Origin of the sequence: Sinorhizobium sp. FG01 (assembly GCF_002531875.1) — a bacterium.
Taxonomy (GTDB): Bacteria; Pseudomonadota; Alphaproteobacteria; order Rhizobiales; family Rhizobiaceae; genus Sinorhizobium; species Sinorhizobium fredii_C.
On sequence record NZ_NWTB01000011.1, the window covers coordinates 41,671 to 67,347 of the forward strand.

Consider the following 25,677-nt stretch of genomic DNA (forward strand, 5'->3'; position numbering starts at 1 on the left):
CGTGAAGTTTTCCCGTCCGCTCGTTCAGGCAACGCTCTTGCAGCGCTACAAGCGCTTTCTCTTCGATGCAGATCTTGCCGACGGCACGCGGATCACAGGCTCTTGCCCGAATACAGGCTCGATGCGCGGGCTGACGGCGCCGGGATCGGCGATCTGGCTGTCTGAGCACGACTCTCCGACGCGCAAATATCGCCACATGCTGGAGATCGTCGAGGCGGACGGCACGCTGGTGGGCATCAATACCGGCCTGCCAAACCGGCTCGCCGAGGAGGCGATCGCTGCCGGATTGGTCAGCGACCTTCACACCTATGAAACGCTCCGCCGCGAGCAGAGATATGGGCGCAATTCAAGAATCGACATTCTGCTCAGCGATCCGGTGAAAGGTCTTGCCTATGTCGAGGTGAAGAATGTCCACTTCAGCCGCGCCGCGGCCCTGGCGGAGTTTCCGGACAGCCCGACCGAGCGCGGCGCCAAACACCTCGAAGAGCTGGGCGACATGGTCGAGGCGGGACACCGGGCGATCATGCTCTATCTTGTTCAAAGAAACGACTGCGGCGTCTTGCGGATATGCCGCGACCTCGATCCGGTTTATGCTCGCGCATTCGAACGGGCGGCTCAACGCGGCGTCGAAGCCTATGCGATCCGATGCTCCGTGTCGCCCTTCGAGATCGTGCCGGCCGGAGCGATGATAGTGGACGAACCGGTCCATGCTGATTTAAGAAAACCGCCTGAAACATCGAAAGTCTTGGAATGGTAACTTACATCGAGGCCGGCGCTGCCCCCTACAAGAATACGGGCGTCATTCGTCTCTACGGCCCGGACGGATTCGAAGGCATGCGCAAGGCCTGTCAGGTGACGGCACGCTGTCTGGATGAATTAGCGTCAAGGGTGCGGCCGGGCGTGACGACGGAAGAGATCGACCGTTTCGTCTACGAGTTCGGCTTGGACCACGGCGCCCTGCCCGCGACCTTGAACTATCGCGGCTATACCAAGTCGTCCTGTACGTCGATCAACCACGTCGTCTGCCATGGGATACCGAACGACAAGCCGCTGCGCGAAGGCGATATCGTCAACATCGATGTCACCTATGTCGTCGATGGCTGGCACGGCGACTCCAGTCGAATGTACCCGGTCGGAGAGATCAAGCGCGCCGCCGAACGGCTGCTCGAAGTCACGCATGAATGCCTGATGCGCGGCATAGCGGCGGTGCGGCCCGGCGCCCGCACCGGAGCGATCGGCGAGGCCATCCAGACCTATGCGGAATCGGAGCGCTGCTCTGTCGTCAGGGACTTCTGCGGCCACGGCGTCGGCCGGCTGTTCCACGATGCTCCGAACATCCTCCACTACGGCAATGCCAGCGAAGGGCCGGAACTTAGGGAGGGCATGATTTTCACCATCGAGCCGATGATCAATCTCGGCCGGCCGCATGTGAAGGTGCTCTCCGACGGCTGGACCGCCGTGACGCGCGATCGGTCGCTTTCGGCGCAGTACGAGCACACCGTCGGTGTTACGGCGAATGGCTGCGAAGTGTTCACGCTTTCGCCGGCCGGCCTTTTCATGCCAGGCGTCCGCGCACTGGGGACCGCGTGACGAAGCCGCCTCCTTTTCCCGAACCGGACGAAGAAGAGACCGCCGACGAGCGGCAGTTTTTCGCGCCGCAGAAGGCGCGGAAATTGGACAAGATTTCGACGCTTGGCGGCACTGCCGAGGCGCATTATCACGGCCACCGCGATCGTCTGAGGGCACGCTACCGCGAACAGGGCAATTCGGCACTCGCCGACTACGAGATCCTCGAACTCATTCTGTTCCGCCTTATTCCCCGCCGCGACACGAAACCGATCGCCAAGGACCTCCTCGCCCGCTTCGGCACGCTCGCCGGCGTGTTCGGCGCACCTCAGCACCTGTTGCAGGAGGTCAAGGGCGTCGGCGAATCCGTTGCTCTCGACCTCAAGCTCATCGCCACCGCGGCGCAACGGACGCTGAAGAGCGAGTTGCGCAACAAGCAGGTCCTGTCTTCCTGGAGCGGGGTGATCGACTATTGTCATGCCGCGATGGCGCACGAGACGAAGGAACAGTTCCGCATCCTCTTTCTCGACAAGCGCAACACGCTGATTGCCGACGAGGTGCAGCAGCAGGGGACGATCGACCATACCCCCGTCTATCCGCGCGAGGTCGTCAAGCGCGCGCTGGAGCTTTCCGCGACCGCCTTGATTCTGGTGCACAACCACCCGTCCGGCGATCCGACGCCGTCGCGCGCCGATATCGAGATGACGAAGCTGATCGCCGAGGCGGCAAAGCCGCTCGGCATCACCGTCCACGACCACGTGATCATCGGCAAGGACGGACATGTCAGCATGAAAGGGCTGCGGCTGTTTTAGGCCAAGGGGCTGCTTAAAGCCAGCGCGCCCGCCGGAAGAACCGATAGAGCGTCGCGCAGAGTCCGAAGATCACCGCCAGTACGATGAAGTAGCCATAGCGGAACCGGAGTTCAGGCATGTCCTCGAAGTTCATGCCGTAGATCCCAGCGATTGCGGTCGGAACCGCCAGGATCGCCGCCCAGGAGGCAAGCTTGCGGGAGATTTCCGTCTGCTCGGACTGGCCGATCATCAGGCTTGCTTCGAAGGTGAAGGCCAGCACCTCGCGAAGCGCGTCTATGTCCTCCTGGACGCGGCGAACATGATCGGTGACGTCTCGGAAGAGCGGCTGCATCGCCGCGTCCATGCCCGGCAGTTCGAGATGCTCGTGCCGGCGGCAGACGTCGACCAGCGGAACGACGGCATTGCGCAGCTTGAGCAGATTGCGCCGCATCAGATAGAGCCGTTCGATATGTGTCTTGTCCAACCGCGAGCGCAGCAGGCGGTCCTCCAGTTCCTCCACCTCGCCGTGAATCGTCTCGACGACCGGCATGTAGTTGTCGACGATGAAGTCGAGGATCGAATAGAGGATGTAGTTCTCGCCATGGGCCAGCGCTGCCGGGGAAGACTCGCAGCGCTGCCGCACCGCCATATAGGACGTCGAGGCGCCGTGACGAACGGAAACGACGTAGCCCCGCCCGACGAACAGATGCGTCTCCCCGAAGGCGATCTCGTCCTCGACCATATGGGCCGTGCGCGCCACGACGAAGATCGCATCGCCGTAGATTTCCAGCTTCGGCCGCTGGTGCGCCTTGCCGGCGTCCTCGATCGCCAGATCATGCAGATCAAATTGTTTCTGCACCTGCCGCAGCAATTGCTTGTCCGGTTCGTGCAGGCCGATCCAAACGACGACGTTCTCGCGATTTCGCCACTCTCCGGCCTCTTCGATTTCGATGTCTCGAACGCGTCGGCCGTTCTGATAGACGGCGGCGGCCACGACCCCCGGCCGATTGCACGGCGGTGCTTCGAGCGCCGGCGCATCGCCATTGCCTTGCGCTGTCTGTGAAGCTGGACCATTCATCCACTCGAGCGCCATGCCTGTCCGTCCTCCCTCTCCGCCGAATGTGCGAAGCATAGCGATATTTGCGATCGGACGCATCCAGGACAGATCGTTGCGGCATTGCCACTTCATCAAAGCGTGCCATTGACGATATAGATGTTCACGCGCGAGTTTGCCGCGTTGCAAAAACGATTCTCGCTTGGCTCAGGGGAAGCGCTCATGAACCAGTTCGATCTTATCGTCGTCGGCAGCGGTCCGGCCGGACGCAGAGGCGCAATTCAGGCGGCCAAGCTCGGCAGGAAAGTGCTCGTCATCGAGCAGGGCAAGCGGGTCGGGGGCGTCTCGGTGCACACCGGAACAATTCCGTCCAAGACGCTGCGCGAGACGGCGCTCAACCTCTCCGGCTGGCGCGAGCGCGGCTTCTACGGCCGCTCCTATCGGGTGAAGCAGGAGATCAGCGCCGAGGATCTGCGCCAGCGCCTGATCATCACGCTCAACCACGAAGTCGAGGTGCTGGAGCATCAATTCGCGCGCAACCGCGTCCATCACATCCGCGGAAAGGCGAGCTTCGTCGATCCGACGACGCTCGAAATCGTCAAGGACGACGGCGAGAGCATGCATGTTGCCGGTACCAGCATCCTGCTTGCCGTCGGCACGAAGCCCTTTCGGCCGGACTATATTCCCTTTGACGGCAAGACCGTTGTCGACAGCGACGAGTTGCTCGAGATCCAGGACCTGCCGCGTTCTCTCGTCGTCATCGGCGCCGGCGTCGTCGGCATCGAATATGCCACGATCTTCAGTGCGCTCGACACGCAGGTGACGGTGATCGACCCCAAGTCGACCATGCTCGACTTCATCGACAAGGAGATCGTCGAAGATTTCACCTACCAGCTTCGGGACCGCAACATGAAACTCAATCTCGGCCAGAAAGCCGAGAAGGTGGAGCGTCTCGACGATGGTAAGGTCATGCTTACCCTCGACAATGGCCGCAAGATCACAACGGAAATGGTACTGTTTGCCGCCGGCCGCATGGGAGCGACCGATGCGCTCAATCTCCCGGCCGCCGGTCTCGAGGCGGACAGCCGCGGGCGCCTGAAGGTCAATCCGGAAACATTCCAGACCGCGGTTCCGAACATCTATGCGGCAGGCGACGTGGTCGGCTTTCCAAGTCTCGCCTCGACCTCCATGGAACAGGGCCGTGTCGCAGCGCGCGTTGCCGTCGGCGCGATCGCCAAAGAGCCGCAGAAATACTTCCCCTACGGCATCTATGCAGTGCCGGAAATCTCCACCTGCGGCCTTTCCGAAGAGGAAGTGAAGGAACGCGGCATCCCCTACGAATGCGGCATTGCACGGTTCCGTGAGACCTCGCGCGGCCACATCATGGGGCTCGATGCGGGCCTCTTGAAAATGATCTTCTCGCTGAAGACCCGGCGCCTGCTCGGCGTGCATATCATCGGCGAAGGCGCCACCGAACTCGTGCATATCGGCCAGGCGGTTCTGAACCTGAAGGGCACGGTCGAATATTTCGTCGAAAACACCTTCAACTATCCGACCCTTGCGGAGGCCTACAAGATTGCCGGGCTCGACGCCTGGAACCGCATGGGCGAGATCAAAGCAGTGTAGGTCCCCCCGCCTCTGCAATTCATGTCGCCGGTTTCGGCGGCTTTCTCGGCGCAAACGAAAAGGCCGCCCGAAGGCGGCCTTTAACTATTCTGGACGATGCTAATTACTCGGCGCCTTCGTCGGCGGCCTTCTTCTTGGCCGGAGCCTTTTTCTTCGGAGCCGCGGCTTCTTCGCCTTCGGCAGCTTCGGCCTTGGCAGCGGCCTTCTTCTTGGCGGGCGCCTTCTTTGCCGGCTTGTCTTCGGATTCGTCCTCGGCCATCAGGGCTTCCTTGGAAACCGTCTTGTCGGTTACCGAGACTTCCGAAAGCAGGTGATCGACGACCTTCTCTTCGAAGAGCGGCGCGCGCAGCGAAGCGGCGGCACCGGGGGTGTTCTTGAAGTAGTCGAGGATCTGCTTCTCCTGGCCGGGGAACTGACGGAGCTGCTCAAACAGCGAGCGCTGCATTTCGTCGTCGCTCACCTGGACGCCGGCCTTCTCGCCGATTTCGGAAAGAACGAGGCCGAGACGAACGCGGCGCTCGGCGAGCTTGCGGTATTCGGCGCGCGCCTCCTCTTCCGTCGTGTCCTCATCGGCGAAGGTCTTGCCGGCCTGCTCGAGGTCGGTGTTGATCTGGCGCCAGATGTTGTCGAATTCGGCGTTGACGAGGCGTTCGGGGGTCTCGAACTGGTAGAGCTCGTCCAGCTGGTCGAGCAGCTGACGCTTGACCTTCTGGCGGGTAACCGAGCCGTATTGGCCTTCGATCTGGCCGCGCACGATTTCCTTCAGCTTGTCGACCGATTCGAGGCCGAGCTTCGTTGCCAGTTCGTCATTGATCTCGATCGGCGCGGCACCGGCGACATCCTTGACGGTGATGTCGAAGGTTGCTTCCTTGCCCGCAAGATTGGCAGCCGGATAGTCTGCCGGGAAGGTGACGGTGATCGTCTTCTCGTCGCCCGCCTTGACGCCGACGAGCTGTTCTTCGAAGCCGGGGATGAAGCGGTTGGAGCCGAGAACCAGTTCGGCGTCCTCGTCGTTGCCGCCATCAAAGGCGACGCCGTCGACCTTGCCGAGATAATCGATGGTGACGCGGTCGCCGTTGGCGGCCTTGCCCTTCTTCGATTCATAGCTGCGGGCGCTTTCGGCAATGCGCAGGATCTGCTCGTTGACCTCGTCGTCGCCGATCTCGACGACTTCGCGGGTCACCTTGATGCCGCTCGAATCCTTGAGTTCGATCGCCGGGATGATCTCGTAAGCGAGCGTGAATTCAAAATCGGCCTCGGCCTTGAGGATCTTGTCGGCTTCGGCCTCGTCCTCGGTCATGGCGACTTCCGGCTGCGTGGCCGACTTTTCACCGCGGCTCGTCAGGATTTCGGTCGGCTTCTCGCGGACGATCTCGTTGACGAGATCGGCCATGATCGACTTGCCGTAGACCTTCTTCAGATGCGCAACCGGCACCTTGCCGGGGCGGAAGCCGTTGATGCGGACCCGGTCCTTCACCTCGGCCAGACGCTCGTTCATCCGAGTTTCCATTTCATCGGCCGGAATAACGACCTTGAGTTCGCGCTTCAGCCCTTGAGCGAGCGTTTCGATAACCTGCATGTTCAAACCTTCACTTCACGTTGACCGTGCTGTTGCCTAGATAAGTTCCGGCGAGCACGTGAGCCGATCCATTTGCCGGGAGTGGCTTTACGCAATTCCGCAACCGTTTTGCAAGCAAAATGGCACTTTGCCACCTTCGCTACCGTCGAATACCGACATGTGGCCGCGACATTGTCCCTGTGCAGTTGGTAAGACTAGACTCAGTCTCGACCTGCTGCGCCGGATCAAACCACGCCACGGAGATGTCGGTCGACCAGACGCCAGTGAACCATTCAGTTAGCCGCAACGACCCGTCGCTTTCGACAGGCGCGTCACCAAGTCATGGCACATTGCGCTGTGTGTCACGGGCGCCAAATACACCCGATGGCAGACGAATGGCAAGCATTTCCGGTGCCGTGCCGACCGCGCGACATGAGGGGCCAAGTCAGCACCGGCGCCTGCTCGCCTCCACGCAAGGCTTGCCAAAATGCCCGTCATTGTTCTACAGGCTTCGCAAGCACCTCCGTTGCCCGGTTGGTGGAATTGGTAGACACACTTGGTTTAGGTCCAAGCGCGAGAGCATGGGGGTTCGAGTCCCTCACCGGGCACCATTTCCTTTAGAAAAAGGCAATGAAAACAACGCTCTAAGCATTTCCAACCGCACGCATATCCACTCCGCTGTCCACCTTTGCTTTTTCACAACTTTTCTGGGGGCCCATGGACCGCGGCGTACTCGTCGTGCTTTCGGACGATTCGTATCTGGTGCGGCTTCAGCTTGATCATTTTCTCGAGCCGGCCCTTCCAGCGGCTTTCCGCGCGATAGTAGAAGCCCGGGACCGTCTTATAGTCGACGCGTTCCAGCCAGAGAGTGGTGCACCATCGATTGCCGTTCGAGTGCTTGCCCTCGATCTCATAAAAGCCAGGAACGCTGTATTGCACTGACTCTGGCGGCAGCGGTACGAAGACACTGATGAAGCGTTCGCACTGGACAACCTCAGGAGAGGCGCCAAAACGCTCACTGAGGCACGCGATAAGCTCCTCCTTCGCAGCCGCAATGCGCTCATCCAGCGTGGACGCAGAAGCCACAGAAGCAGAGCCCACTTTGATCGGCGCCGCGGCCGTGGCGATGGCGCCGAGGATCGCCCTTCTATTTATCTGCATCATTTGCTTGTTCCCTTCCTGTGGGCGCCGGCCGCGAACGCTTCATAGAAAAGGTCGCTCAGCTTCTTGGCCCGGGCTGCCACGTCTCCAACAGCGAACAGTAGACGTTCCCGCTGTAACTCAGTCATGTGGAGCTCCAGGTGGTCTTCCGTTTCGCGGACGACTGGCTCCAACTCCTCATGCGCAAGCTCGTTCGCGATCGACGCCATTAGGCGCAGATCACAGATAGAGCCCTCGATATCGAGCAGAATGCTGGCGACGATTTCGGCGTCGCGATGGGCGGCTGGGCTATACATTAATTCCCTCCAGTTAGGTTTAAGAACTAGATAACTATAGCTAGTAACCATAACGGGCTATTGGTCCTTGTCAACACCTATCTGGTTCTGATAACTAGTTTTGCAGGTATGGAGAGGTATTTCAGATGCTTACGACGGGAAATCAGCTCAAGGCGGCTCGGGCTCTAGCGGGACTAGAGCAGAAGGATGTCGCCGAGAAAGCGAGGGTGAATGTGAACACCATCCGCAATATGGAAGCGGCCGGCGCCGGGCAGATAGCCGGGCGAGCTCAGAACGTTCAGAACGTTCAGCGGGTCCTAGAGCAGGAAGGGATTGAATTTCTGAATCACGGTCAGCCAGGCGTCAGGCTGGTAGGGAAGCAGAACGGCTGAAGCTATTCCCCCGGTTCACTGGTTTGATTCTTTTCGCGCTTGGCCAGTTCAGCCTCAATCGCTTGGCGGATAAACTCCGCCCGCTTGTTCTTGCCCATAAGCGCGTCAATCCGCTCGGGAATGCCCTCCGGTAGCCGCACAAGAATAGGCTTAACTTTCAACGGAGGCCGCCCCATGCGGCGAGGATTATTCGATATCGGAAAGTGAGTCAAACCTCCCTCCGCTTACGTATAAACGATATCGCTTATTGAGCGACCTTTCAATCGAATGGAGGGTTGGAAATGGCGAGCGTTGGGAAAATACGTTTGGGCCCCGGCCATGACGACGTGGTGGTCATCATCGACAACGGTTCGCCACCTTTGCACGTCGATCTATTCACCGAGCTAGCGGATGAGGAGGGCATCGTTCGGATTTCGTTCGCGGCACTGACGCAGGACGGCGAAGGACAGAAAAAGGCTGATGTCGTGGCTCGACTCAGAATGACAAAGGAACTCGCTTGGGCGCTATGCCGGGCAATCAAGGAGTTGGATAAACCCAGCGGCGGGCTTAGACGACCTTGACACAGCCGAGCGGCGTTGGGAACTGAGGGGCGGTTTGCCACAAAGCGAGAGCTTCTGCCGTGCCACCAACGGACCCTTTCACGATAGACGACATGATCGAACACGCAGTTCTGCTGGAGCGGTACGAGTGGCTAAGCGCTCAGATCTTGAACAAGTGGAAACGCGCGGGAGTCATTCGCTGTTTTCGGGGCCGCGGCGGAAAGCTGGCGTCTCCGATCAATGACATTCGCCTGGCACTTGAAGCCGAACTGAATAAGAGCATCGAGGGCAAATGACGAAGAGGGCGTCGATCAAGCAAGCTGATCTCAATCGCCTGGCTGCTGTTGCTAAGCGGAACAACATAACCGTGGAAGTCGAGGCGGAAGGTTATACGATCCGGCTGAACCCGAGTCCGACGACGCCGACGTCCGGGGTCTCCTCCGATAAAAACCTGGAACCGGAAGAATTCACATCATTTGCCCAATGGGAGGCGTGGAGAGATCGGGAACGTGCTCGTGAAGCTCAAAGGAATTCATAAGGTCAAGCGCCGCCTGGCGAACGGCTGCCACAGGAACAAGTACCCATGTCTGTAGAAGGAAAATCCGCGTTAGACGAAGCGATGACCCCGTCTGCAGCAGTTGCCAAGCTTCAGGCGGTGGGAATTCACGTGTCGGAACGCACGTTGCGAGAGAGAGCCAGGGCGCTCGGCGCCTGCCGCATCATCGGCAAGACGATGTTCATGCTCCCGTCCGATATCGACGCGATATTGGAGGCCGCAAGGCCCAAGCCGAAGGTCCGCTATGACGTGTCGCCTTATGAGCCCAAGCCCGCCCCGATAAAACGTTGGACTGAGTACGATACTGAGCAGCTCCGACAACGAATTCTGGATCAAAATAAGCAGCGAAATAAAGCGGCGAGAAAGGCGCGGGCCAAATGACGACCTCTTCGGATGAAGTGAAGCTGAGTGCATTTACCTTCCACGAGAAGGCGGTACACGTCATGGTCAGCGACCAGCTTGGCGCGCTTGACGCGATCGAGCTCAGCGGTGAAATCCTCGTTGTGTTAACCTGGCTAGGAAACCCGGACAAAGGCCTTCGCAAGCCAGAGTACATTTTGCCGCTTAGCGCTGTTAGACATCAGGATCTGAGTGCTGATCCAACCGCCCCGTGCAGATGGGCAATCAACGTCGCGCTCCCCCGGTCCTTATTCGATGGCACTGCCTCGCGCCAAGTTAGGCGGCAATTTGAAGTCCGCAACGGGCCCGAGCTCACCCTGCCCCTGAAACCCGTTCGTCATTGATGACCTTCACCACCCAATTCATTGCCGAGCTGATCAGAGCCGAGCGAGTTAGCCCGATCGGCTAGATTGCCTTTTGCTTCAGTTGGCCTATCGTAACTTCTCAACCGTAGGGGGAAGGCCATGAAGCGAGCAACGGCGCTTTTTCTGGGTGGTCTGCTTGTCGCGTCGCCGATATGCGCTCAGGAAACAGTTCCTTGGCGAGATATCAATGGCTGGAGCATTCTCATGGATTCGACCATGGGTAACGGCTGTTTCGTCACCACCGGCTATGAAGATGGCACCCTCCTACGCCTGGGTTTCGACCTCCGAGAAACAACGAGCATCTACCTAGCTTTAGGAAACAAGAATTGGGCGTCCCTAGAACCGGGAAAGGACTACCCACTACAAATACAGTTTGATCGCAATCCCGTGTGGAATGCTACGGCCAGGGCGATAAATCTTAGTGGTGCCAATTACTTGGTTGTTTCTACGACTGAGGCCAACTTCGCCAACGAATTTACCCGAAAGCTAGCGATGCGGGCGACCTTCAACGGCCGCCAAGTGGCGGCCCTTCGATTGAGCGGGTCAGCTCGCGCGGTGGACGAGATGCTCAATTGCCAAAAGGCTGTTAATGGTGTCATTGCCAACCAACCGCCGAAAGCGCCAAAAGACCCCTTTCAGGCAAATCCCGGCGTAAGAAATGCCAATGATCCCTTTGAGATGTAATCTCGCCGGAGGAGATCCTGACGTTCTCATCGACGCCGACGCGACCAGGCGTTGAAGATTGTACATGATGGAATGAGTGACAGTCGGAAACGGGGCCGAACACCGCTAGAGTCCCGGAAAGGGTCGTGGTAATTGGAACCCGCTCACCGTCTGCCTAGTTCTGCCTTCCAAAGGAGAACGGCAAATGGCCATCAAAGACACCAATGCGAAGCCGGAGCAGCGAAAACCTAAGGACGTTCACCAGCCCGCGGATCGAAAGAAACATCCGGACGAGCAGTCGATCGCACCGCCAACTGTCCAGCCGCCAGGCGCAAAGGACACGAGCGAGAAGCCAAAGGTAAATCCGGTTACCGGTGGAGCAATGTAGCGACCGCGGCCCGAGCGGATCGCCTCCCCCCAGCCGTTCGGCATAGCGACCTCCGTTTAAAACCGCCGGGATAACATTGTTAATATCGTAGGTCGCGGATAGGGCGTATATTGCATCCATTAGCGGCAATTAACACGGGCGCCGCTGGCTGAGAGAGATACATGCGCTTTCGCCCAAACCATGGAGGCCGCGTCATGTATCCTTTTCGCGACTTTGAGTGTGTTATCCGACCGGATGACATGAATCTCCTGCAACGGTTGTTTGAGAGCGAGCTCGCCAGAACGAATCTGAAGTGCGACACGCCGCATGCTGAAGCGCTCGCGAAGAGGCTGATCGCGCTATATCAGAATGGCGTTAGAAACCCGGCCGACCTGCTTGAAAGGGTCAACGACCTCTAAGGCGAAGGAAAGCCCCGCGTCACGCAATCGACACGATCGGCCGCGAACAAACACTCACTTCGCCATTGACCACGGATGTACTGGCAATGGTTGCAGGAAGGTCGGGTTAGCCCGGCCTTTTTTGTTGGCATCGTTCTGTGGTCTAGTTGTATGCCCGTCGCCATCCGGCCTCGCGTGCGGTCTCTTCGGAGCAGAACCACCGCTCTCCGTCCAAGTAGTTGACGCGCGTCTGGCTGTAGTATTCTTGTCCCGGGACGTGGTAAATCCGCTCCCCCGTGTTGTAGCTGATGTTGCCCTTGATGTCGCAACCGGGGATCAGCGACACGTATTCGGAGACACCGAAGAGAGCAATTGCCGCAGCAACGGCGATGCCGGGAATAGAACTCCTTTTCCTGCGCAGCGGCAATCTCTGCGGCCCACGGCGAATGAGGGCCGACACGGCAAAGTAGGCCGGCAATCCAACGACGATGCCAGCTAATAGACTGAGCACTGTCTCCTGCTCGAAAACATCAACCACCTGTCCCTCCTCGGCTTGGTCCAGAATGGCGGAAAGCGCAATGAAATCAAATACTCCGATTGGGTTAGGTCCTTAATCCTTGACTGCAACGTGCGCTGTGAGACCTTACGACCTTATGGTTGTAGTGCGTTTTGGGGGAATGCATGAATCTTTCCACTGCTGCACTGGGCCTGATTGTTGCCTGCGTTGTCGGCTTTGTCGGCCTGATCATGGTGATGATCGGGGAGTGCGATCGACCCCTGCCTCCGCTACTGCTCAGTTTGACGGCCGTAGACGAAGGCGACGTGTGGACTCCCGGGTGTGGACTTCCTAAGGGGAAAAAACAGGCCTTCTCACCGGAGCTCACAAAACGCTTGCAGGCGCTGTTTCCCGCCGGCAGTGATGCGGCCGCTGTAGAACGTGAGCTTCAAGCGTTGGGGTTCAAAGTCGTTTCGCGCTGCCCAAACGTTCCAAGTGCACGTCTTGCCCCGTTTCTCCAAAAAGGATGTGCGTGGCCGATGAACGCCGAGCTAGTTTGGCGCCGAACCGAGGACGGTAAAGTGGCTGACCTCAGCGGGCACGTATTTTTTAAGCCTAGCGGCGAGTACTGACTCTCTCGCGGCGACAGTCATGAAGCCGATCGCTCCTGCTGGTCTCCATCTTCGGCGCACGCATACCGCTGATAGCCCCAGCGGAGCTATTCCAATTCAAAAACCCCCGCCTCATCCTCCAGCTCCCGTAATCCCTTGAACGACGGGTGCCGTAGCTTTCCCTCGTCCGTCCAGGCGCGGTATTCGATCTCAGCGACTAGCACCGGCTCTGTGAAAACCGCGCCCTTCCGCTTCAGGTTCACCGCTGGCGAGTCCGTCGAGATTTCCTCTAGTACGTCGCGCAACTTGATGGATTCCTGGCGGCTCCACCCGGTTCCGCAGCCGCCGACGTAGACGAGCTCACCGCCTCGCCGCGCAGCCAACAACAGCCGCCCGATTGCGCCAGACACGGTGGACGGCTCATAACCGACTATCACGAAGCTGTCGCTGCGCACGCACTTGATCTTCAGCCAGTCCGGACGCCGGCCGGAGTGATAGGGCTTGTCTCGGCGCTTGGCGACAATCCCCTCCAGGCCGTGTTCGCAGGCGATCCGGAAGAACTCTTCCCCACTAGCCTCGACTTCCTCCGACAGCCGAATAACACCGTCGCGGCCGGCGACGATCGGCTCCAGCAGCCGCCGGCGTTCGCTGAGAGGCAGCCGGCGCAGGTCGCGACCGTCGAGATAGAGGAGATCGAAGGCGAAGAAGAGGATTTCTCGGGGATCGTGCAGGCTGGGCTTTCGGCCGAGGGCACGCTGCAGCATGCCGAAGTCAGAGCGGCCGTGCTCATCGAGCACGACCGCCTCGCCGTCGAGGATTGCGGTCTTCAGCCCAAGAAGCCGCGCCTCGGCAGCGATTGAAGGGAAGCGGCTCGTCCAGTCGTAGCCGCCGCGCGTGACGATGCGGACGCGATCCGGCTCGATATGGACGGCTAGGCGATACCCGTCCCATTTCACCTCGAATGTCCAGTCCGGTCCGGAAGGCGGTCTGTCGACAAGCGTCGCCAGGCACGGATCGACGCGGCCCGGCATGGGGTCGGGCGTAGGTGTGTCAGGCGGTTTCTTCGAGGAAGCTCTTGCCATTCATGCATCAAACGCGCAAACAGCCCCAATCGGATCCACGCGTCTCGAAATTCGCTGGAGAAAAGATGAGCCCGATCGTTTGCGGGGGACCAACGAGCTCATTCAGTCGAGACGGGAAGTATTTTTTGACTGTGGCTCATCTTAACAGGCGCCGCAGGCTTGTCGATTAAGCCTTAGATACATACTAGGCTTCGGGACTAAGCCCTTCGTCGCTGTCGAGTAGTGCTTTCAGAAGCTGCCTTCTGTTCTTCATATCGAACTCTCGCATCAGGTACAGAACCCTCAGACCCTCCATCACCGCCGTATGGCTTTTCGGGTCGACCTGGTGCACTTCACACCAATCGGTGACGACCTGCTCCACAAGCTCGGCCTCGGTCTCCATCGTCGGTGCAATCTGGATCTTCTTTGTTGAATGCGCCATCACGGCTCCTCCCAAATACACGCAAACTTACATCGAACATGGAAGCCGGCGCGTACGACAAGTCCTAGCGGGGGTTCGGGACGTCTGCTGTCTGCGGTGTGTAGACGACCATTTCCGTTCTATTTTCGGACCAAGCCCCGCCGATCGCGAGGTAAGCCAGAATAACGCCAACCGAGAGCAACAGCAGGCTGATCGGGAACGCGGTTGAGGCCTTCTTTTCGGGCATATCTTGACGATGCAGGCGATACATTGAGCCCTCCCTTGTAGTTCAGGAGAACGAAGATGGCGTCCGTGGGTTCCCGCCCTTCGCTACTTACGAGACTTTAGTCCGCCTCGGCATGGCCAAAGGTCCTATCTCCATTGCCGAGCGTGTCTCCCGCCACATATTGGGTAATTGTGCCTGCGGACCAGGGGACAAACCCCTCCCGCGTTATGGTGCCTGGTCCCAGAGCGATGCTTCCGTCCCTTCGCTACGCTCTGGGGCCTCGACTCCGAGCTTCCGCGCGAGGTCCCCCTGAACACCGGAAAGATGAGAGAGCTCATTGAGGACTGCCGGCGGGACATTAGAAACTATCTGTCTCCCGAAAGCGTTATCAGTGACAGGGAAATAGTCGTGGCCCCGCCCAATCGGCTGGAGGGGCCTCAAGGCAGGGACGAAGGCCGGCTCAAGATAATTCTCAGGCGAAAACATGTCTCTAGTTCGAGTCGGCCGAGCCCGCTTGGCGATGGCTCTGCCGCAACATCGAAAACAACTGCTCTCGATAAAGAGCGCTGAACTGGACGACCTTTTCGAAGCCTATGCCCTCGCGGCGGCGGCACTGGAAAGACTCAGCATGCAAACGCCGAAGCAGCCGGAGCTAGTGGCAGAATACAGGCAGATTTGCGTAAGCCTTCAAACTGAAGTCTTGCGGTTGCTGGCGAGAAACGGCGTCGTCGGAAATGCGTGAGGACAACGCCACTCTAGCCATGCCGCCCGGGATCGGCAATTGTGCGGCCTGCTGCGATGCTCTGGTCTACATGTTCATGCCGAAGCCGGCGGCGGAGGGGTATGCCGAGAAGGTGCAGCAATCGTCAGCCGCGGCTTCGCAGCATACCTCTTAACGTGGATTGCGACCTAATGCCGAGCCTCGGTTACATCAACCGCTTGGCGACCTTACATCATTCCTGGAGCGCGCGTATGCTGCATATCATAAAACACTAATACAAGGCATGGCCGCCAATTCCAGCGATTCACAACCGAGCCGAGGAGGAGGCGCCATGGAGCGACACGACGAACTTTGCCGACCGCTCACGCCTGCCGAAGTGGATATCCTGGGGAGGGTATTTGATGATTTGCTGGCCGAGTATTGCATTCCCAGCGAAGGACCGGATGCGGACAACCTGGCAGCCAGAGTGTTTACGCTCTACCAGTCAGGTGTGCGGGACCTTGAATTGCTGAAGAAGCTCGCCATACAGAGTGGAACTTCATAAGAATGAACCGGTTTGGCGGAAAAGAGCCTCCACTGCTGCCAAGACAACAGGGAGGCTCGCACCTGAGCGTTCGAATTCACAGGCGAGCTGTTTTTTGCGCACTCAGTTCGCCAGTGCAAGCCCTGCGCGAACTTTTTCAACTGCGGCGATTCAGCGCTTTCCTGCGTTTCCATTTATCGCCGCCAACCTCGCGATCTCCCGCTCCAGCCGCTGTAGCCGCCTCGCGTTATGATGCGCACGCGACTGGCCTCGATGTAGACGGCAAGCCGGTAGCCGTCCCATTTCACCTCGAAGGCCCAATCCGGCCCTGAGGGTGGACGATCAACGAGCGTAGCCAGGCAGGGATCAACACGCGCCGGCATTGGGTCTAGTGGCGCCGCTGCCGGCTTTATCGAGGATGCCCTCGGACTTTTCGCGGCTGTTTTCGTCATGTGGTTTCAGGCGGCGTCGGAAACTCCGCGTGCTTTTGTACCCTCAACCTATGCGAGGACAGCCAGGACGATTAGCGAAGTACACGGTCATAAAGCGTCCCCGTCGGATCCCCTCGACAGCGATCTCGCGACGCGTGATAGATTGAATCTCGGGGTCACGAACTCCGAGCCTGTAAGCACGACGAATAGCCTGGCGTTCGCTACAGCCGCGATAGGGTCGATAGTCGTCGTCATCATCATACCTTCGCTCCCGGAGCTCCGGTCCACCGGGTCCGATATACAAATCCAAGGACTGCGCTGACGGTGTGGACGGGATGCCGGCACACGTACTGGTTCCAATCAAGCCTATGGCGATTAGCTTACCAACGGACCTTTTCATTGTGTCTCCTCCACTATTTCAGTGAAGTCTAATTTGTACTCAACGAAATCGCGGCGAATGGGTTCCACGTGGGCCAAGACTGACGCACAGGGAGTTTACGCTGCCCCTAGCCACCTGCCCCACGCGAGGACACGAAGTCTGCCGCACCCAACCGCTTGGCATTCGGATCATGCGCATTGACTCTGCTGCGCACGAGAACATAATAAGAACATTCATCGGCGCTGCGGCGCGCCAATCTACAACAAGGGGACCAGACAACCGCTCTATGCGGTCAGAAAAGGTGCGCCATGCGAACGTTGGAAGATGAGATCGAGAGCATGATTGCCGTCAATCTTGCCATCTTGAAGCCCCATCAAAGGCGGGGCTTCGCCGGCCTGGATCAATATCGCCGCCCAGTTGAGGTCCGAGGCGTGCAGGAGGTCGCCGCCATAATTGCCGATTCTTTTCGAGCATTCGCCATTTTCGACATCGAGTCGGTGTTGCGCTCTCCGGCGATCACACCTTTCGTCACGCAGACGCTCTACTCAATACCAATCGAGCTGCGCCGGGCCGCATGCGATCAGGATCGGTCGAAAGCAGGAAACGCCCGCAACCAAATGGCTCACATGATCTCAGCGGCGCTGCTGCAAAGATACCACTTCGAGCAGTTGAAGCACGGTGGGAGCTCTTGCCATTCAAATTGGCAGCAAGCGTTTGAAGAGCAATTTGGCCGTCGCCGGGGAGAGAAAGCTAATGAGCGATGAGCAAGGAGCGAAGCCGCATTACGAGGCAGGCCCGTACGTCCACTACTGTGAGCACCCCGACTGCCAGAAGTGGGGCAGCTTCGGCTTTGCAGTCGGCAAGGCGGTGCCGAACTGGTTCTGCATTGAGCATCGGCCGAAGTGGAGCGGGCGGCCTGCTGACAATCATCATTGACGCGGCGCGCCGCCGCGGTAGCTTTTGTCGTTCCGGAGGAACCTATGTGCGGACGAGTCTACATCAAGAGCAGCCTTGACGACCTGTTACGGGGATTTTCCATGGCTGAGCGGGAAGCGGTCCTGGGGATGGCCAACCAGTTCCCGCGCTACAACGGCGCTCCGTCCCTTTACTATCCGATCATAATCCGCGATGTCGTCCGTGATCCGGACGTTTTCGGCCCCACATTCGTCAGTGCACGCTGGGGCTTGGTGCCCGGTTGGATGAAAGAGCAGAAGCCCGGCCGGCCGCCGCCGGTCAATGCTCGAAGAGAGGGGATTTCCTCGAACGGCATGTTCAAGAAGGCCTATGCCAGCCGCCGTTGCCTGATCCCGATCGACGGCTTTTTCGAGTGGAAGGACATCTTCGGCACGGGCAAGAACAAGCAGCCATATGCAATTGCAATGAAGTCTGGCGAACCATTCGCGCTCGCCGGCATATGGGAGAAGTGGCGCAATCCGGAGACCGGAGAGGATATCCGCACCTTCTGCGTCATCACCTGCCCGCCAAATGAGATGATGGCGACGATCCATGATCGGATGCCGGTGATCCTCCCTCGCGAGGATTACGAGCGCTGGCTTTCGCTGGAGCCGGATCCATTTGATTTGCTGAAGCCCTTTCCGGCCGAGCCGATGACGATGTGGCCGATCGACCGAAAGGTCGGATCCCCGAAGAACGATACCGCAGATATCCTCGATCCCACTGAGCCAGCCGAATGAAGCTTTCCCATGTCCTTGTCATTGCAGTTGCGCTTGGCGTCGCCCTGCCCGCTCGTTCTGCCGGTCCGATCATCGGACGCGCGACCGTAGTCGACGGCGATACCATTGAAATCCGAGGAGAGCGCATTCGCTTGCACGGCGTCGATGCCCCGGAGAGCTGGCAGCGTTGCGAGGACGGCGACGGCGGCATCTATCGCTGCGGCAAGGAGGCAGCATTCGCACTCGAACAGTTCCTCGCGGCGTCCCGCCCTACCCGCTGCGAGGTCCTCGAGCGCGACCGCTACGACCGTTTCGTCGGCGTGTGCTTTCGTGCCGACGGTCGCGAGGTCAATCGCTGGCTTGTGGAGAGCGGCAATGCTGTCGATTGGGAGAGATATAGCCAGGGAGCTTACGCCGATGCTCAGAGGTCTGCACGGTCGCGAGGTGCGGGCATCTGGCGCGGGAGGTTCAAGCTGCCTTGTCAAGCTCGCGCTGAACATGCGAAACGAGAAGCTGCTTGCTGAAATGTGCACGAACAATCGAGTATCGTCCCGCCGAAGAATTATCGGATTCGCAGACAATCCAGGCAGCATTCGCGCGCGTGCGACGAAGGGAACATAACATCGCAACCGTGCAGCAAGGACACACCTAAAAGCGATTTCATAAGGCTGGCACAATTCGATATAATTATCGTTACGCTTGATGTTGCCATGAATCGCCAAAGACGTCTTTATGGGGCTCGCATGAAAGGATATCAAGATGAATGAACCGCTCAGAAACTTGCTGGATGCCGCCAGAAAGAAGCCGCAGTCCCCGTCCGAGCTGGAGATTCAACGACGCAGCTTCGCGTACGGCAACACGCACTTCGAGAATGAGCTGATAACGCGTGAAATGGTCGAACGGGTGGCGAACGAATTGGCCAAGTCAGGCCATGCAGCTCAGACTACCAAATCAAAGTAATCTGAAGGGCATCTGCGGCTGATCATGACAGATGGAACGAGACGCCACAGCGTCGCCACCGAAGCCTATCTGATTAAGGATGCAAATGAGAGAGCTGAAGCAGAGGCCAGAAATGGCCTCCTGCAGTTCGATGTTGCCTGCAAAATGATTGTAGATGCCATTGAAAAGGGAAGCGCGTGGAAGCTTCGTCTTTCGATGTTTTTAGCGCTGCACCGAGAAGCCCTTCAAGGCATTAGCAACTATGCGGGCAGCTTTCGACCGGCCGCAGTGGAAATTCAGGGGAGCAGGCATAAACCTGTAGACGCATACCAGGTACCCGAGCTGATTGAGGACCTGTGTGAATACGTTAACAACAACTGGGAAAGCAAAACGGCGATCCATCTAGCATCGTACGTTATGTGGCGTCTGAATTGGATTCATCCGTTCAGCGATGGGAATGGACGTACTTCCCGCATGGTTTCGTATCTTGTACTTTGCGTCAAAGAGGGCTTGTTGCTGCCTGGGCGCAATACGATACCTGATCAGATTGTTGACAACCGCGGGCCCTATTTTGAGGCGTTGGAAGCTGCTGACGCGGCGATAGAAAATGGCGAGCTTGATCTTTCAAAAATGGAAGACCTCATTGAATCCATGCTAGCTGTTCAATTGGCGAGCGTCATGGAAAGCGCCAGCGGAAAGCACTATCTATAGCAAATCTCCTGTTCGCCTATCGAGCAGGTTAGCAACGTACATCGTCTTTGCCGCAGAAAAACGCGGGTCGCCCATCCTGCTCGCGCTCAACGAAACCGTCAGACAAAGAATCAACGCTGGTCGACTGGTCCTTCATGAAAGACCACCCATCGGCCTGGGAAAGTTCCGCCTTGCCGGTCCTTCCGCATATTGGGCATTTAAGATCAACCGTCCAACGATCCCTGGCAGTCATGTGGCCTCCGTTATTTCGCGGGCCATATTTAGTGCACGGCTGAGAAAGAGTCATCAGCGCCGAAGCTGCTGCCCGCCCTCTCGCTGCCCTGCCTCGATCCGCTGAAGGATCTCGCGAGTGACACGCATGTCCGCAGCGAGGCTGTTGAGCGTATTCTCAACCGCCCGCATTGAAGTAGCCGCCTCGGCAGCTTGCTTCTCGACCGCAGAGATTCTCAGTTCGTGATTGTCGAGTTGCCGGAGTGTGACTTCAACGGCCGCGACGCGCTTATCCAGGCGATCGAGGCTGGACGCTTGGGCAAACTGATTGGAGCTCAATCGCTCCCATGTCGCGCCCCATGCGATGAGACCTCCGGCAAAGCCGAGCAAGATCACGACCGTGTTTAAGTTCCACTCCCATTTCCAGGCTGGTGCTCTGACATTTGCCATATCATCGTTCCCGTTGGTCAATCGTCGGCCCCCGTATCTGCCGCATGCGCTGCGATGTCTGCTGGAATGGTTTACTGCGGCATATCGTGGTGGGCGCATTCGCTCTGCGTCCAGGCGCGGGCCCCGCTCAACCCCGCGACCGTCTCGTCGATCTTGTCCTGATCGGCCGGAGTCGCACCCCGAGCCCCAACCAGCGAAGTGCCGACGACCGCCCTAGCCGCCTGGTTGAGCCGGTCTTTCGACGCACTGACCTGTTGCGTTGACGTACAGCCGGCCGCGCTCAATGCACAGGCGACGGTTAAAGCGAGCGCGCTCGGCTTCATCGCGTAGCTCTCCAATTGCGTTGTTGGTTGCGGAATCAAGTTCGGCGCGTTCGAGCTTTCGGGCCGCCTCCCTTGCCGCAGGAATTATCCAGAGCGCGTTCACCGTCTGCATGATGAGGAAGACGACGATACCGCCAGCAAGCGCACCAGCGGCGAGGGAGAGGCGGCTGAACATCAACCGGCCTCCCTCACCCTGCGGACGAAATACCAGAGGCCGACGCCGACAGCGCCAACCATCGCCGCGGCCAGAGCCCATTGCACCGGACCGCTTCCAGCGAAGAGCGCACCGCCCGCAGAGAGAAGGCCGCCGAGCGGGCCCCAAGCTTCCGGCTTCTTCAGCACCTCGCCGAGACCTGTATCGCGGCTGTCGGCCTTTGCCCCGGCTTCCCGGGGCGTCTCGCTCTTCGCCACAGTGCTGCCGCTGGCGTCGGCCGCCAGCCGCAGCGCATTGCCGATGACGCCGGGTTGATCGGCCCATTCGCCTTTCGGGTCCTTGCCGGCAATGCGGATCGTCCAGCCGCGGCCATTGACCGGGAACCCGGTCTTCTTGTTGGTGAGCGAGCGCAGGAACCGCATGCGGGCTTCGCAATACGCGCGGATGAGCGTGCTAATCCCGCCCTCATACTTGCGCGCCGCTGCCAGAGTCTGTTCGCCTACCTGGCCGTCTTCCCGAACGCCCAAGACCTTCTGCAGTGTCTTCACAGCTCGTGCCGGTCCACTGTTGACCGCGAAATCGAACGCTGCGTAATCCAAGCCAGGCGGCAGCAGATCGCCCCCGCTCTGCGTCCAGTAGGAGCGCCGATAGATATCCTCGGCTTCCTCCCGGCTTATGGCCTTAACCTGCTCAGCGGTCATCGCAGGCTTGCCGCGATGTGCCGCCAAAGTCGCGTGCGTAATGCCGAATTTCGTCGGGCCGCCCCGATCAGTCTTCACATTCACGTAGCCGCCCTCGTGTCCGAACATGAGTTCGAGGGCGACGGGAAGGGTTTCCCGAGCCATGTTCCACCTTTGTTGCTGGTATGGAAAAATCCCGCTCAAAGGCGGGGCTACATTTGCGCCAGGATGGCGGTTCGGAAAGTGTTGTAGAGCGCGACGTGGCCGGCTCGATTCGGATGAATGCCGTCCGTCAAAAGATGCGTTGCCGGGTTAATGGCTGACCAGTTGTTGACCAGGTAGGCCTGCAGCCCGTCGCCCGATAGTTGGCTGATCATTGTCGCGATGTCGGTGTTGAAAGCCGACACGCTAGAATCGCTCCCGCCATACTTCTTATAGCCGTAGGCGTTCATGCGGATCACGTTCGAGACGAACGTCTTAACGCCGGTCTGATTGGTATTCCCGGCGATGTAATCGAGGCGGAAGTTCTGCCCATTCGCCGAGGTCACGGTCAGCTCGACCTTGTGATTGCCTGAGGAGAGCCCTCCGAAGCGGAAAGCGGCCGGGCCATACGGGAGGCCGTTCGCCGTCGTCATGCCGCCGTCGCCGGTCCCATCGCAGGTGACGGTGCCCTTCAATACCCCGTCAATCCTGACCTGAGCGACGCCCTTCGCGGCCGGGTGGTTCTGGATGATAGTTCCAATGTAGACAGCGGTTCCGCTTACCCATGCAGTCGCCTTGGCGCCATTCTGAGTGGTCGTGACGCCGAATGTGTTGACCACGGTGTTTGACCACGTTCCGGTTTTCGCGATCGACGTGCTGCGGCCGGTCTTCCTGACCGTTGCCGTAGCGTCAAGGATAAGTCGGCGAAGGAAGGCGATATAGTATCCGCGCTTGATGCTGCTCGCCTGGTAGATCCGCTGGTCATTGACCCCGACCATAATCGTGGCGATATCGCCCGAGGCGCGCTTGACGGAAATGGCTTTTTGCCCCTGATCCGCAGACATGTCGCCGTTTTTGGCCCGGTTGACCATCGGGCGACCGAGATTGGTGGAGAGCAGAGTGGCGTAACGCTGAGCGGTCGTCACCCCGTGGCCGACAGTGATGCTGTCCCCGCTCATGTCGAGTGAAGGCATAGACAACTCCGATGAGTTGCCAGACTGCAACGCCAAGCCTCCCGCCAGGAGCAGGATGAATGCTGCCGCTTCAGTTTTCTGGCGAGTGGGTTCGCTTCACCGAAGTTGTGTTCTTCGATGCTGATATGAGATCAGGCGCGGGAAACTTAGAGACGGAGAGCAGAGTCTCCACATCTCGTGATCTGTTAGTTGGCGACGGCGCTTGACGTTCCCGCGCGGACAACGCCCCTGCCCTTGAAGGCTTGATCCTGGGCCATGTCGCCGGAATAGGCGCGGTTGACTTTGGTTTCTCCGGTCGTGGCGATACGAAGCGCCGGCCAGCGTTGCGCGACAGGCGGACGATTCCCGTTGCCGGCGTCGTCTGCGCTGTTGCTGTTGCCGGTGATGTCAAGAATGGTCATGGGGTTTCCCTTGGGGACAAGACCGACGCAGGAAAGCGCCCCGGTTGCAAGCAAGCCGGTGATCAGCGTCCGTCGATCGATTGAGGAGAAATCCATTGCCAAACTTCAAAGAGAGATACCGGGCGACGGGTATCATCTAGGCTCGAAGCTTGACAACGGGGGCTAAGAACTAATGGGGAAATCGGGATTTGCCGCCAACCACTGCCGGATCGTAGGGTTTAGGCCGTGCGGGTCCTCGGGGTAGGACCAGTATTCCGTATCGAATGTTTCACCGCACACAGTTACGCGAACGGAGAGCCTATAGACGTCTTCCTTCTCGGTTGCAGAGACCGAGTAAACTTCATCGAGCGACATCGTATAGGACATCAGGCGACCCTCTGCATAAGCGCCACGTTGCTACCAGCCAGCCCCCTGGCGCGCCAGGTTCCACCTACAGCGGTCCCGTTCACGGTCGTTGAATACTGCTGCGTATTCGATGCGAATAGGTAGAAGGTCATAGCCTCGTTCCGATCCGGGGCGGCGCCGTAGGACACCACGATAGTTGTGCCAATTGGGAAGGTGAGGTTCGCCGCCGACGACCCCGTGTAAACAAGATCCGTCGTGTCGAGCACGGCCAGACCGCCCAGACCAAGGTTCGTGCGCGCTGTCGACGCCGTTGACGCCCCGGTCCCGCCATCTGCGATTGCGAGGTCCGTGATACCGGTGACCGATCCGCCTGTGATTGCGACAGCACTTGCATTTTGGGTCGCAATTGAGCCGAGGCCCAGCGAAGTGCGCGCGGTAGAGCCGCTTTCAATGACGTACGTGGTGCCGTTGCCGACGATAAATCCGCCGTCCGTGAAGGCAAGACCGGAGATAGCAGCAAGGGCAGCATCATATGCTTGAACGTTCGTGCCGATGGTGACCCCGAGTGTCGCACGCGCCGTGGTCGCGTCTGCATCATCGAGCACTGTTCGTGCGAAGGCGGTTAGCGAAGCGGTCGCGTAGGTGTCCGAAGCCGTCGTGTAGATCATCTGGTTGGCGGACGTCGTGAGACCGGCAATTGACGTCAGACCGGCGTCCGATGCCTGCGCGCCGATAGTGGTTCTCACTGCAGCGGCGTCAGCATCGTCCAGGATCGTGCGGGCGAATGACGTCAGTGCTGTCGTCGCGTAAGTGTCCGATGCGGTCGTATAGATCATCTTGTCGGCAGAGGTCGTCAGGCCGGCGATCGACGCGAGACCAGCATCGTAGGCCTGAACGTCTGAACCGATCGCCAGCCCGAGCGCCGTGCGCGCACCGCTCGCCGTGGTCGAACCGGTGCCCCCAGCGGTGACCGGGCGCGCGGCATTGGCATCTGCCGTCAGATCGTCGACGAACGCGTTATAGGGCACGCTCTGAATGGTCGTGTTCGACACGCCTTTCGTGCCGGCCGGAGGGGAATAGACGCCACCAGTTCTGGGCATGGGCATTCTCCATAGAAAAGAGGCTCCGCACCGGAAGCCTTGCCATGTGGTCGGAATTTCGGTTTGATCGCCACCGGCAAACACAGGGGCAGTTCAATGACTTACCTCGACGAAGATGCTGAGCGGGCCGTTCAGCTTTTCATGGCCGAATACGCTGTCAGCCGGGATGAAGCGCTCCGTCTCATCGTACGAGACTGGTTAATCGGGCACGCGTATCTTTCTCAGAGTGAGGAGGGCGAACTGACCAAGCGAGAACCAGAAGGAGATGCAGAAATTGCCCTCGGCGGCGCATGAGGCCATGCCTCGACTCTTGCTAGTCTTCTATTCTCGACTTCTTGTTTTATCTATTGACTCTTGTCGCCAATAAGTTGTTCACTGAGTCCCAGGGGAATTGAGGGGCACATCTTGACGTTTAATTTGGCGGGGCGGCTTTGTATTGCCGCAGCGATTACGCTTGCCTTGGGGAGCTGCACCACAACGCAGGCGGATCTTCGGAAAAATCCAAAAGCCGTGAGCAAGGCGGCATTGTGTAGGACTTTTCTCGAAACCTATGACCCTTCATTCAAGCAGGAAATCGCGCTTGAACTCGGCCGCAGAGGCATAAGTTATTATGAATGTCCGGCCATGGTTCAGAAGCAGAATCAGGCAATTGCGGCGACGGTAGCCATTGCCGCCATCGGGACTGCAGTCGCTGTATGTGCCAACAATAATTGCGGCGGGGGATCGTATTACCCTTCATCTTACAGGCCCTATCGAGGGAATTGCCAATACGATTGGCAGTATGACGCCGCGGGCAACAGGTGCGGAAGGCGCAGCGCCTATTCCCGCCCAGGTGGATATTGAACCTACGCGAGCTCGCATCTTCAATTTCCCCGCTACTCGTGTATGTTGTGGCAATGACCGCACGGCACACCATTGAGCACGACCCCAACGAACC

37 protein-coding genes, 1 tRNA gene and 1 pseudogene are annotated in these 25,677 nt (G+C 58.9%); 23 read left to right on the forward strand and 16 right to left on the reverse strand.

Translation table 11 applies throughout. The features are described from left to right. Nucleotide 1 precedes the first annotated feature (1 nt). The 3 genes from sfsA to radC are packed head-to-tail and all read left to right on the forward strand — an operon-like array spanning nucleotide 2 to nucleotide 2,378. Complete coding sequence (gene sfsA / locus CO656_RS19060) at nucleotides 2-757, forward strand: DNA/RNA nuclease SfsA (protein WP_037422841.1); 756 nt, start codon at nucleotides 2-4, stop codon at nucleotides 755-757. Then, on the forward strand, nucleotides 751-1,590 hold the full coding sequence (map, locus tag CO656_RS19065) for a type I methionyl aminopeptidase (protein WP_037422843.1): 840 nt from the start codon (nucleotides 751-753) through the stop codon (nucleotides 1,588-1,590). The genes sfsA and map overlap by 7 nt, the downstream gene beginning before the upstream one ends. Continuing rightward, nucleotides 1,587-2,378, forward strand: coding sequence for a DNA repair protein RadC (gene radC / locus CO656_RS19070; RefSeq protein ID WP_097526742.1), 792 nt, complete (start codon nucleotides 1,587-1,589; stop codon nucleotides 2,376-2,378). The genes map and radC overlap by 4 nt, the downstream gene beginning before the upstream one ends. 13 nt (nucleotides 2,379-2,391) lie before the next feature. On the opposite strand, the gene CO656_RS19075 is transcribed toward radC, so the two are convergent. Then, nucleotides 2,392-3,435: a magnesium and cobalt transport protein CorA gene (locus CO656_RS19075; RefSeq protein ID WP_179864801.1), complete on the reverse strand. Its 1,044-nt coding sequence runs from the start codon at nucleotides 3,433-3,435 to the stop codon at nucleotides 2,392-2,394. Between the two features lie 198 nt (nucleotides 3,436-3,633). Here CO656_RS19075 and sthA point away from each other — a divergent pair, with 198 nt between their 5' ends. After that, nucleotides 3,634-5,037, forward strand: coding sequence for a Si-specific NAD(P)(+) transhydrogenase (sthA, locus tag CO656_RS19080; protein ID WP_037422849.1), 1,404 nt, complete (start codon nucleotides 3,634-3,636; stop codon nucleotides 5,035-5,037). A gap of 103 nt (nucleotides 5,038-5,140) precedes the next feature. Here the strand turns inward: sthA and tig are convergent, their stop codons facing one another. After that, nucleotides 5,141-6,616: a trigger factor gene (gene tig, locus CO656_RS19085; RefSeq protein ID WP_097526744.1), complete on the reverse strand. Its 1,476-nt coding sequence runs from the start codon at nucleotides 6,614-6,616 to the stop codon at nucleotides 5,141-5,143. Nucleotides 6,617-7,123: 507 nt separating this feature from the next. On the opposite strand from tig, the gene CO656_RS19090 reads away from it, so the two are divergent. After that, nucleotides 7,124-7,206, forward strand: a tRNA-Leu gene (locus CO656_RS19090). An 85-nt stretch (nucleotides 7,207-7,291) separates the two neighbouring features. Here the strand turns inward: CO656_RS19090 and CO656_RS19095 are convergent. Further along, on the reverse strand, nucleotides 7,292-7,759 hold the full coding sequence (locus tag CO656_RS19095) for a hypothetical protein (protein ID WP_097526745.1): 468 nt from the start codon (nucleotides 7,757-7,759) through the stop codon (nucleotides 7,292-7,294). Next, the gene (locus CO656_RS19100) at nucleotides 7,756-8,052 is read right to left on the reverse strand and encodes a hypothetical protein (protein ID WP_097526746.1); all 297 of its coding nucleotides are present in this window, start codon (nucleotides 8,050-8,052) and stop codon (nucleotides 7,756-7,758) included. Before CO656_RS19100 ends, CO656_RS19095 begins: the two co-directional genes overlap by 4 nt. 125 nt (nucleotides 8,053-8,177) lie before the next feature. On the opposite strand from CO656_RS19100, the gene CO656_RS19105 reads away from it, so the two are divergent. The 8 genes from CO656_RS19105 (at nucleotide 8,178) to CO656_RS19140 (ending at nucleotide 11,333) form a co-directional block, all read left to right on the forward strand. Beyond that, a complete protein-coding gene (locus CO656_RS19105) occupies nucleotides 8,178-8,423 on the forward strand; it encodes a helix-turn-helix transcriptional regulator (RefSeq protein ID WP_097526747.1) in 246 nt (81 codons plus the stop codon). 281 nt (nucleotides 8,424-8,704) lie between these two features. After that, on the forward strand, nucleotides 8,705-8,983 hold the full coding sequence (locus CO656_RS19110) for a hypothetical protein (RefSeq protein ID WP_097526748.1): 279 nt from the start codon (nucleotides 8,705-8,707) through the stop codon (nucleotides 8,981-8,983). 92 nt (nucleotides 8,984-9,075) lie between these two features. Beyond that, on the forward strand, nucleotides 9,076-9,258 hold the full coding sequence (locus CO656_RS19115) for a hypothetical protein (protein ID WP_097526749.1): 183 nt from the start codon (nucleotides 9,076-9,078) through the stop codon (nucleotides 9,256-9,258). Then, nucleotides 9,255-9,500, forward strand: a complete 246-nt coding sequence (locus CO656_RS29780) for a hypothetical protein (protein WP_103452568.1) — start codon at nucleotides 9,255-9,257, stop codon at nucleotides 9,498-9,500. The genes CO656_RS19115 and CO656_RS29780 overlap by 4 nt, the downstream gene beginning before the upstream one ends. 45 nt (nucleotides 9,501-9,545) lie before the next feature. Further along, the gene (locus CO656_RS19125) at nucleotides 9,546-9,899 is read left to right on the forward strand and encodes a hypothetical protein (protein WP_103452569.1); all 354 of its coding nucleotides are present in this window, start codon (nucleotides 9,546-9,548) and stop codon (nucleotides 9,897-9,899) included. Beyond that, on the forward strand, nucleotides 9,896-10,261 hold the full coding sequence (locus tag CO656_RS19130) for a hypothetical protein (RefSeq protein ID WP_097526751.1): 366 nt from the start codon (nucleotides 9,896-9,898) through the stop codon (nucleotides 10,259-10,261). The genes CO656_RS19125 and CO656_RS19130 overlap by 4 nt, the downstream gene beginning before the upstream one ends. A 120-nt stretch (nucleotides 10,262-10,381) precedes the next feature. Then, nucleotides 10,382-10,966, forward strand: a complete 585-nt coding sequence (locus CO656_RS19135; RefSeq protein WP_097526752.1) for a hypothetical protein — start codon at nucleotides 10,382-10,384, stop codon at nucleotides 10,964-10,966. Nucleotides 10,967-11,150: 184 nt separating this feature from the next. Further along, on the forward strand, nucleotides 11,151-11,333 hold the full coding sequence (locus CO656_RS19140; RefSeq protein ID WP_097526753.1) for a hypothetical protein: 183 nt from the start codon (nucleotides 11,151-11,153) through the stop codon (nucleotides 11,331-11,333). Nucleotides 11,334-11,873: 540 nt separating this feature from the next. On the opposite strand, the gene CO656_RS19150 is transcribed toward CO656_RS19140, so the two are convergent. Further along, the gene (locus CO656_RS19150) at nucleotides 11,874-12,248 is read right to left on the reverse strand and encodes a hypothetical protein (protein ID WP_097526756.1); all 375 of its coding nucleotides are present in this window, start codon (nucleotides 12,246-12,248) and stop codon (nucleotides 11,874-11,876) included. Nucleotides 12,249-12,391: 143 nt separating this feature from the next. On the opposite strand from CO656_RS19150, the gene CO656_RS19155 reads away from it, so the two are divergent. Further along, nucleotides 12,392-12,838: a hypothetical protein gene (locus tag CO656_RS19155; protein ID WP_097526757.1), complete on the forward strand. Its 447-nt coding sequence runs from the start codon at nucleotides 12,392-12,394 to the stop codon at nucleotides 12,836-12,838. Nucleotides 12,839-12,924: 86 nt separating this feature from the next. On the opposite strand, the gene ligD is transcribed toward CO656_RS19155, so the two are convergent. From ligD to CO656_RS19170, 3 genes are all read right to left on the reverse strand, one after another. After that, nucleotides 12,925-13,899, reverse strand: coding sequence for a non-homologous end-joining DNA ligase (gene ligD / locus CO656_RS19160; RefSeq protein WP_097526758.1), 975 nt, complete (start codon nucleotides 13,897-13,899; stop codon nucleotides 12,925-12,927). A 184-nt stretch (nucleotides 13,900-14,083) separates the two neighbouring features. Continuing rightward, on the reverse strand, nucleotides 14,084-14,320 hold the full coding sequence (locus CO656_RS19165; RefSeq protein WP_097526759.1) for a hypothetical protein: 237 nt from the start codon (nucleotides 14,318-14,320) through the stop codon (nucleotides 14,084-14,086). A 64-nt stretch (nucleotides 14,321-14,384) separates the two neighbouring features. After that, nucleotides 14,385-14,570 (reverse strand): hypothetical protein, encoded by a 186-nt coding sequence (locus tag CO656_RS19170; protein ID WP_103452570.1) that lies wholly within the window; start codon nucleotides 14,568-14,570, stop codon nucleotides 14,385-14,387. Nucleotides 14,571-15,045: 475 nt separating this feature from the next. Between CO656_RS19170 and CO656_RS19180 the strand changes: the two genes are divergently transcribed. Both CO656_RS19180 and CO656_RS19185 read left to right on the forward strand, forming a co-directional pair. After that, nucleotides 15,046-15,267 carry a hypothetical protein gene (locus tag CO656_RS19180; RefSeq protein WP_234819530.1) on the forward strand — a complete coding sequence of 74 codons (222 nt, stop codon included), beginning with the start codon at nucleotides 15,046-15,048 and terminating at the stop codon, nucleotides 15,265-15,267. 310 nt (nucleotides 15,268-15,577) lie between these two features. Continuing rightward, nucleotides 15,578-15,790, forward strand: a complete 213-nt coding sequence (locus CO656_RS19185) for a hypothetical protein (RefSeq protein ID WP_097526763.1) — start codon at nucleotides 15,578-15,580, stop codon at nucleotides 15,788-15,790. A 212-nt stretch (nucleotides 15,791-16,002) separates the two neighbouring features. Here CO656_RS19185 and CO656_RS30855 read toward each other — a convergent pair. Then, nucleotides 16,003-16,152 (reverse strand): annotated as a pseudogene (locus tag CO656_RS30855) (ATP-dependent DNA ligase); the annotation flags it as partial. Nucleotides 16,153-16,887: 735 nt separating this feature from the next. Between CO656_RS30855 and CO656_RS19200 the strand changes: the two are divergent. The 6 genes from CO656_RS19200 to CO656_RS19225 all read left to right on the forward strand — a co-directional run bounded on the left by CO656_RS19200 (nucleotide 16,888) and on the right by CO656_RS19225 (nucleotide 19,902). Further along, on the forward strand, nucleotides 16,888-17,343 hold the full coding sequence (locus tag CO656_RS19200) for a hypothetical protein (RefSeq protein ID WP_097526765.1): 456 nt from the start codon (nucleotides 16,888-16,890) through the stop codon (nucleotides 17,341-17,343). Continuing rightward, nucleotides 17,333-17,515 carry a hypothetical protein gene (locus tag CO656_RS19205; RefSeq protein ID WP_097526766.1) on the forward strand — a complete coding sequence of 61 codons (183 nt, stop codon included), beginning with the start codon at nucleotides 17,333-17,335 and terminating at the stop codon, nucleotides 17,513-17,515. The genes CO656_RS19200 and CO656_RS19205 overlap by 11 nt, the downstream gene beginning before the upstream one ends. Nucleotides 17,516-17,559: 44 nt before the next feature. Then, nucleotides 17,560-18,273: an SOS response-associated peptidase gene (locus CO656_RS19210; protein WP_097526767.1), complete on the forward strand. Its 714-nt coding sequence runs from the start codon at nucleotides 17,560-17,562 to the stop codon at nucleotides 18,271-18,273. After that, a complete protein-coding gene (locus CO656_RS19215; RefSeq protein ID WP_097526768.1) occupies nucleotides 18,270-18,776 on the forward strand; it encodes a thermonuclease family protein in 507 nt (168 codons plus the stop codon). The genes CO656_RS19210 and CO656_RS19215 overlap by 4 nt, the downstream gene beginning before the upstream one ends. A 235-nt stretch (nucleotides 18,777-19,011) precedes the next feature. Beyond that, entirely contained in the window at nucleotides 19,012-19,212 is a 201-nt protein-coding gene (locus CO656_RS19220; RefSeq protein ID WP_097526770.1) for a hypothetical protein, read from the forward strand. 24 nt (nucleotides 19,213-19,236) lie between these two features. Continuing rightward, nucleotides 19,237-19,902: a Fic family protein gene (locus CO656_RS19225; protein ID WP_097526771.1), complete on the forward strand. Its 666-nt coding sequence runs from the start codon at nucleotides 19,237-19,239 to the stop codon at nucleotides 19,900-19,902. 285 nt (nucleotides 19,903-20,187) lie between these two features. Here CO656_RS19225 and CO656_RS19230 read toward each other — a convergent pair whose 3' ends face one another. The 7 genes from CO656_RS19230 to CO656_RS19265 all read right to left on the reverse strand — a co-directional run bounded on the left by CO656_RS19230 (nucleotide 20,188) and on the right by CO656_RS19265 (nucleotide 24,740). Continuing rightward, complete coding sequence (locus CO656_RS19230) at nucleotides 20,188-20,562, reverse strand: hypothetical protein (RefSeq protein WP_097526772.1); 375 nt, start codon at nucleotides 20,560-20,562, stop codon at nucleotides 20,188-20,190. A gap of 71 nt (nucleotides 20,563-20,633) precedes the next feature. Next, the gene (locus CO656_RS30860) at nucleotides 20,634-20,885 is read right to left on the reverse strand and encodes a hypothetical protein (RefSeq protein WP_097526773.1); all 252 of its coding nucleotides are present in this window, start codon (nucleotides 20,883-20,885) and stop codon (nucleotides 20,634-20,636) included. After that, on the reverse strand, nucleotides 20,776-21,060 hold the full coding sequence (locus CO656_RS19240) for a hypothetical protein (protein ID WP_097526774.1): 285 nt from the start codon (nucleotides 21,058-21,060) through the stop codon (nucleotides 20,776-20,778). Before CO656_RS19240 ends, CO656_RS30860 begins: the two co-directional genes overlap by 110 nt. Further along, a complete protein-coding gene (locus CO656_RS19245) occupies nucleotides 21,060-21,884 on the reverse strand; it encodes a glycoside hydrolase family 108 protein (RefSeq protein WP_179864793.1) in 825 nt (274 codons plus the stop codon). Before CO656_RS19245 ends, CO656_RS19240 begins: the two co-directional genes overlap by 1 nt. A 47-nt stretch (nucleotides 21,885-21,931) precedes the next feature. Then, complete coding sequence (locus tag CO656_RS19250) at nucleotides 21,932-22,924, reverse strand: SGNH/GDSL hydrolase family protein (protein WP_144353227.1); 993 nt, start codon at nucleotides 22,922-22,924, stop codon at nucleotides 21,932-21,934. Nucleotides 22,925-23,079: 155 nt separating this feature from the next. Beyond that, entirely contained in the window at nucleotides 23,080-23,295 is a 216-nt protein-coding gene (locus CO656_RS19255) for a hypothetical protein (protein WP_210421638.1), read from the reverse strand. Between the two features lie 365 nt (nucleotides 23,296-23,660). Further along, nucleotides 23,661-24,740, reverse strand: a complete 1,080-nt coding sequence (locus CO656_RS19265) for a hypothetical protein (protein WP_097526778.1) — start codon at nucleotides 24,738-24,740, stop codon at nucleotides 23,661-23,663. Nucleotides 24,741-24,836: 96 nt separating this feature from the next. Here CO656_RS19265 and CO656_RS19270 point away from each other — a divergent pair, with 96 nt between their 5' ends. Then, nucleotides 24,837-25,034: a hypothetical protein gene (locus CO656_RS19270; RefSeq protein WP_097526779.1), complete on the forward strand. Its 198-nt coding sequence runs from the start codon at nucleotides 24,837-24,839 to the stop codon at nucleotides 25,032-25,034. Nucleotides 25,035-25,677 lie beyond the last annotated feature (643 nt).